Origin of the sequence: Pseudomonas sp. TJI-51 (assembly GCF_000190455.2) — a bacterium.
In the GTDB taxonomy this organism is placed as follows: domain Bacteria; phylum Pseudomonadota; class Gammaproteobacteria; order Pseudomonadales; family Pseudomonadaceae; genus Aquipseudomonas; species Aquipseudomonas juntendi.
The window spans coordinates 11,820-17,822 of the sequence record NZ_AEWE02000011.1 but is presented as its reverse complement, the minus strand read 5'-3'; the positions used below and the strand labels follow the sequence as shown (position 1 = coordinate 17,822).

Annotated in this window: 5 protein-coding genes and 1 pseudogene; 2 read left to right on the top strand and 4 right to left on the bottom strand. The window is 64.0% G+C overall.

Annotated elements, in window-relative coordinates; genetic code table 11:
• Nucleotides 1-129 precede the first annotated feature (129 nt).
• The 3 genes from G1E_RS02625 to G1E_RS02615 form a co-directional block, all read right to left on the bottom strand.
• Entirely contained in the window at nt 130-708 is a 579-nt protein-coding gene (locus G1E_RS02625; protein WP_009682831.1) for a YceI family protein, read from the bottom strand.
• 32 nt (nt 709-740) lie between these two features.
• On the bottom strand, nt 741-1,292 hold the full coding sequence (locus tag G1E_RS02620) for a cytochrome b (RefSeq protein WP_009682830.1): 552 nt from the start codon (nt 1,290-1,292) through the stop codon (nt 741-743).
• A gap of 254 nt (nt 1,293-1,546) precedes the next feature.
• Nucleotides 1,547-3,418: a flavin monoamine oxidase family protein gene (locus G1E_RS02615; RefSeq protein ID WP_047149592.1), complete on the bottom strand. Its 1,872-nt coding sequence runs from the start codon at nt 3,416-3,418 to the stop codon at nt 1,547-1,549.
• 225 nt (nt 3,419-3,643) lie between these two features.
• Here G1E_RS02615 and G1E_RS02610 point away from each other — a divergent pair, with 225 nt between their 5' ends.
• Both G1E_RS02610 and G1E_RS02605 read left to right on the top strand, forming a co-directional pair.
• Nucleotides 3,644-5,083, top strand: coding sequence for an adenosylmethionine--8-amino-7-oxononanoate transaminase (locus tag G1E_RS02610; protein WP_047149591.1), 1,440 nt, complete (start codon nt 3,644-3,646; stop codon nt 5,081-5,083).
• A gap of 70 nt (nt 5,084-5,153) precedes the next feature.
• The gene (locus G1E_RS02605) at nt 5,154-5,873 is read left to right on the top strand and encodes a 16S rRNA (uracil(1498)-N(3))-methyltransferase (protein WP_009682825.1); all 720 of its coding nucleotides are present in this window, start codon (nt 5,154-5,156) and stop codon (nt 5,871-5,873) included.
• Here the strand turns inward: G1E_RS02605 and G1E_RS29105 are convergent.
• Nucleotides 5,874-6,003: pseudogene (locus G1E_RS29105) on the bottom strand (hemolysin III family protein); the annotation flags it as partial. It abuts the gene before it with no gap.

Below are 6,003 nucleotides of genomic sequence, written 5' to 3'. Positions count from 1 at the left end.
GCATTTCTTGAGTTCAGCGCAAAACGTGTGGGAGCGGGCGTGCCCGCGAAGGGCTGCAAAGCAGCCCCAGTAACACTTAACTGACAGCCATTACCCGATGGGCGGCGTTTTTCAGGGGCAACGCAATACTTACTTCTGCTTCACGCCTTCGACACTGATATCCAGGTCCAGGGTTTGCGAAGCCGGGCCTGGGCCCTTGATGCCGAAGTCGTTCAGGTTCAGCGTGGTGGTCGCGTTGAAGCCTGCACGCTCCCCGCCCCATGGGTCTTTGCCTTCACCGTTGAAGGTTGCCTTGAAGGTGACCGGCTTGGTCACGCCGTGCATGGTCAGGTCGCCAGTCACGTCAGCGGTCTTGTCGCCAGTCGACTTCACGCTGGTGGAGACGAACTTGGCGTCCGGGTATTTTTTCACGTCCAGGAAGTCAGCGCTGGCAATGTGCTTGTCACGTTCGGCGTGGTTCGACCACAGGCTGGCGGTTTTCAGGTCGACGCTGATCTTGCTGGCTTCAGGCTTGGCGCTGTCCCAAGTGAAGTTGCCGTCGAAGTCCTTGAACGTACCGTGGATGAAGCTGTAGCCCAGGTGGCTGATTTTCCAGTCAACGAACGCGTGCTGGCCTTCCTTGTCGATCTTGTACTCGGCAGCCATGGCCTGGCCAGCAGAGAGCAGAGCGGTACCCAGCGCCAGAGCGGCAAAAGTCTTTTTCAACATCCTGTTCCTTCCTATGCAATTGAGGTTGAGGGTCAAGCTTTGCGGCCCAGCATGCGGGTCAGGGTCGCGTCACGGTCGATGAAATGGTGCTTGAGTGCAGCCAGGCCATGCAGCACGGCAAAAATCACCAGGCCCCAGGCCAGCCACAGGTGGATTACCCCTGCCACGTCTGCCTGGTCCGGCAGGTCACTGATCAACGCCGGCACTTCGAACAGGCCGAACACCGGAATGCCAACGCCGTCGGCAGTGGAAATCAGGTAGCCGGCGCCCATCACGGCAAACAACCCGAGATACAGCGCCAGATGGCCCAATTTGGCCGCCAGGCGGGTGAAGCTGCCATGGTTGGCCGGTGCCGGCGGTGGCGGGCTGATGAAACGCCAGAGTACACGCAGCAGCATTACCGCCAGCAGCACCAGGCCGATGCTCTTGTGCAGGTCCGGGCCGGCTTTGCGCCACGGGCTGTAGTAGTCGAGGCCGACCATCCACAGGCCCAGGCCGAACAGGCCGAAGACTGCCAGTGCCACGCCCCAGTGCAGGACGATGCTGACCACGCCGTAGCGGGAAGGTGAATTGCGCAGTTGCATGTTGACGTGTTTCCCCGTGAAAGCTGTGCACAGACTAACGCGTAACGTATCGAATAAAAGCGGAAAAAATTGCTTCGGATTATCGATAAATCCGATAGAAATTCTGATCGCTTCCCATTAAGGAAACATTAACGCCAACGGCTGTGAATGGGGTAGCCAGGGCCGGCCTCTACCAGGGCGCCCGCTCCCGCCAAGGACCACAGTGTCCGTTGCAGGAGCAGGGTTACTCACCTAGAGGCCGGCACTGCGACCTGTCAACCCGCCTTGGCCTGCGGGTTGGCGACAGGTTTCTTGGCCGGCTCCGACTTGGCGTTGGCCTTTTTGCTCTCGGCAGGCTTGGTCGCTGGCTTGTGCGCTGGCGCATGCTTGGCAGGGGCGGCCTTGGCCGCAGCAGGCTTGGCCGGCGCGGCCTTCACCGCCGGTGCAGGTGCTGGTGCTGGTGCTGGTGCTGCCTGGGGCGCTGGCGCAGGGGCAACGACCGGCGCCGCTTCGTCAGCCTTGGCTACCGGCTGGGCCTTGGCCTCTGGCGCGTCAGCGCCACCGAACAGGCGCTTGAAGAAGCCTGGCTTGTCTTGCTTGGCCTCATCGCCTGCCTTGGACTCAGCCTTGGCAGGTGCCTGCTCAGCCTTGCCCGCTTTGTCGGACGAGCCACCGAACAGGTTGGAGAAGAACCCGCCCTTACTCGCGGCAGCTGCCCCGGCACCGGCGGCGGCTGCCGCGACCGGCGCGGCCTTGACCGGGTCGAACGACTTGCCGGCCAGCAGGTCCTGGGCCTGGCTGGCGGCACGTTGGCCGCTGCGCAGGGCGCCTTCCAGGGTGCCCGGGTACAAGGCATCGGTGTGCTCACCGGCAAAGGTGATGCGCTGCACCGGGCGCTCCCACAGGCGCCAGAACTTGCTGATCTGACCCGGCCCGTAGGCCAGGTAGGCACCGCCGGTACCGGCATCGACGCTATACCGCTTCACCTCGTAACCGGTGAACGCACCGCGCGCCTGCGGGTAGAAGGCATGCAGACGGATCAACACCTGGTCGACCATCTGCTTGTCGCCGAAAGCCTGCAGCAGGCGGGCGTTGTCGCCGGACAGGTTGATCACCACGTTCGCCCCGCCCTTCAGCGCCGGCTCGATCCACAGCATGCCGAGACCGGCGTTGCTGAACACCTCGCCCGACATGCGCGCGCGGCTTTCCCAGACCGGCTTCTTGAACTTGAGCATCAGCTGGTCACGCCAGCCATAGTTGGTGCCCTTGAGCGCCGCCAAGTGCTGGCTGTCCAGCCCCGGGGTGATCTGGATCTTGGCCAGGGCGCGCAATGGCACGGCCATGACCAGGTAATCGGCCTGGTAACCGACACTGCCGACCTTGACGGTGACGCTGTCCTTGTCCTGAACGATGGCGGTGACCGGCGAGCTGGTCTTGATGGTCTTCAACTGCTTGACGAAGGCCTGGGCCAGCACCGGGCTGCCGCCAGGCAGGCGCGCGGCCCGCAGGTCACGGTCACTAACGTTGCGGTAAACACGGTTCTGCTGGGCGAAGTACAGCAGCGACAGGCGCGACGGTTCATCGTAACGGGTGCGGATTTGCTGGTTGATCAGTTGCCGGGCGGTGGCCGGCAGTTGCAGCTTGTCCAGCCAGCTGGCGACGTTGATCTGGTCAAGGGCAAACAGCGTGCTGGTGGCCTGCGGATTGAGCGGGTCGTCGATCGAGCGGGCCAGGTCATCGAGGGTTTTCTCGTAACGCTTGAGTGCCTCGGCGGTGGCCGGCTGCTTGGTGGCCAGGTCGGTTGCGCTGAAGTACTCGCCGTCGATCAGGTAACCCGGGGTGCGCACGAACTCTGGCGCCGGCAGGGTCGTGAGCTTGAAGCGCTCAAGGTACTCATTGAGCACAGGTTGCGCCTTGGCGTTGCCGATCCACTCGCTGGTGGCCAGGCCAGAGCGCCCGCCCATGCTGGCCTTGGCCTCCAGCAGGGTCACTTGCCAGCCTTTGTTCTGCAGCTCATAGGCTGCCGTAAGGCCCGCCAGGCCACCGCCGACGACGATCGCCGTGGGTGTCTTGTCCTTCGCCAGCGCAGCGCCGCTGGACACACCAATCAATACCAACGCGCACAGGCGCACCCAAGCAGCAGCCATGTCGGCGAACTCCGAGTCAGAGGTTACAGGAACGAGGAGGGGCAGAAATGCCCCGAGCGAGATGCGTTAAGAATACGTCAGCCGTGCCGGCCCTGCCAGCGCAGTGATATCAAGTGCCCTTGGCAACTGACAATTTTACCTGCTGCCGCCCGGCGGTTGTCCTACCCTGCGGCATTGCTTAGGCTTACGCGGTCGAACCACGCCGCAAAGCCAGGAGAAGTGCCGATGGGCCTCAATGATCAGTGGATGCAACGTGACCTCAAGGTCCTGTGGCACCCCTGCACCCAGATGAAAGACCATGAGCAGCTGCCGCTGATCCCGATCAGGCGCGGTGAAGGCGTATGGCTCGAAGACTTCGAAGGCAAGCGTTACCTGGACGCGGTGAGCAGTTGGTGGGTCAATGTGTTCGGCCACGCCAACCCGCGCATCAACCAGCGCATCAAGGACCAGGTCGACCAGCTGGAACACGTGATCCTGGCCGGCTTCAGCCATCAGCCGGTGATCGAGCTGTCCGAGCGCCTGGTGGCCATGACCCCGGCCGGGCTTGACCGGGTGTTCTACGCCGACAACGGCTCATCGTGCATCGAAGTCGCGTTGAAGATGAGCTTCCACTACTGGCAGAACGTCGGCAAGCCAGGCAAGAAACGCTTCGTCACCCTGACCAACAGCTACCACGGCGAAACCATCGCCGCGATGTCGGTCGGCGATGTGCCGCTGTTCACCGAGACGTACCAGGCGCTGCTGCTCGATACCCTCAAGGTGCCGAGCCCGGACTGCTACCTGCGCCCCGAGGGCATGGGCTGGGAAGAGCATTCGCGCAACATGTTCGCCAGCATGGAACAGACCCTGGCCGAGCACCACGAAACCATTTCGGCAGTGATCGTCGAGCCGCTGATCCAGGGCGCCGGCGGCATGCGCATGTACCACCCGGTGTACCTCAAGCTGTTGCGCGAGGCCTGCGACCGCTACGACGTGCACCTGATTCACGACGAAATCGCGGTGGGCTTTGGCCGTACCGGCACGATGTTCGCCTGCGAGCAGGCCGGCATCCGCCCAGACTTCCTGTGCCTGTCCAAGGCCCTTACCGGCGGCTACCCGCCGCCGGGNNGGCCCCTTCCCGGCGGCTCCCTGCCGCTGGCGGCCTGCCTGACCACCGACAAGGTGTACCAGGCCTTCTATGACGATTACCCGACCCTGCGGGCGTTCCTGCACTCGCACAGCTACACCGGCAACCCGCTGGCGTGCGCAGCGGCGCTGGCGACCCTGGACATCTTTGCCGAGGACAACGTGATCGAGGCCAACAAGGCCCTGGCCGCACGCATGGCCAGCGCCACCGCCCACCTGGCCGACCACGCCCACGTGGCCGAAATCCGCCAGACCGGCATGGCGCTGGCCATCGAGATGGTTCAGGACAAAGCGGGCAAGGTCGCCTACCCCTGGCAACAGCGGCGGGGCCTGAAGGTGTTCGAACACGCCTTGAGCCGCGGCGCGCTGTTGCGCCCGTTGGGCAGCGTGGTGTACTTCCTGCCGCCGTACGTGATCACCCCCGAGCAGATCGACTTCCTTGCCGAGGTCGCCAGCGAAGGCATCGACCTTGCCACCCGCGAGCGCATCAGCGTGGCGGTGCCGGCCAACTTCCACCCCGACTTCCGCGACCCGGGCTGATCGTGCAGCCCTTTCGCGACACAAGGCCGCTCCTACCCAGGGCGCGTTTCCCTTTGCCAACGAGCACTACATGAGACTGTCCCGCTTTTTCATCGATGCCCCCCTGAGCCTTGGCGAGCATGACCTGCCCGAGGCCCAGGCCCACTATGTTGGCCGCGTCTTGCGCATGGCCCCCGGCGACGCCGTGCAGCTGTTTGATGGCAGCGGCCAGGAATACCGTGGCCATTTGCTTGAAGTGGGCAAGAAAACCGTACGCGTCAGCCTCGACCAGGCGTTTGCCGGCCAGGCCGATTCGCCTTTGCACATCCACCTTGGCCAAGGCCTGTCCCGCGGCGAGCGGATGGACTGGGCGATCCAGAAAGCCACCGAACTGGGCGCCAACGCCATCACGCCTATCATCAGCGAGCGCTGCGAAGTGCGCCTCAAAGACGAGCGCGCCGACAAGCGCCTGGCGCACTGGCGCCAGGTGGCAATCAGCGCCTGCGAACAATGCGGCCGCTCCACCTTGCCGGCCATCAACCCACCCACCACCCTGGCCGAATGGCTGAGCAGCACCCATGCTGAGCTGAAGCTGGTGCTGCACCCGGTGGCCGAGCCGCTCACGAGCCATGCCAGGCCCGCCACCCTGGCCTTCTTGATCGGCCCTGAAGGCGGCCTTGGCGACGCTGAAGTCGAACAGGCGCAACGCGCAGGCTTCCAGGCCGCACGCCTCGGCCCGCGCGTGCTGCGCACCGAAACCGCACCGGTAGTGGCGCTGTCGGTAGCGCAGCAGTTGTGGGGCGACTTTTAACTAACGCACGTAGAACGACACCGCCACAAAGTGCAAAAGGCTGCCGGCGATCACGAACAGGTGCCAGATACCGTGCGCGTGGCGCAGGCGGCTGTCGAGGGCGAAGAAGATGATGCCCACGGTATAGAAC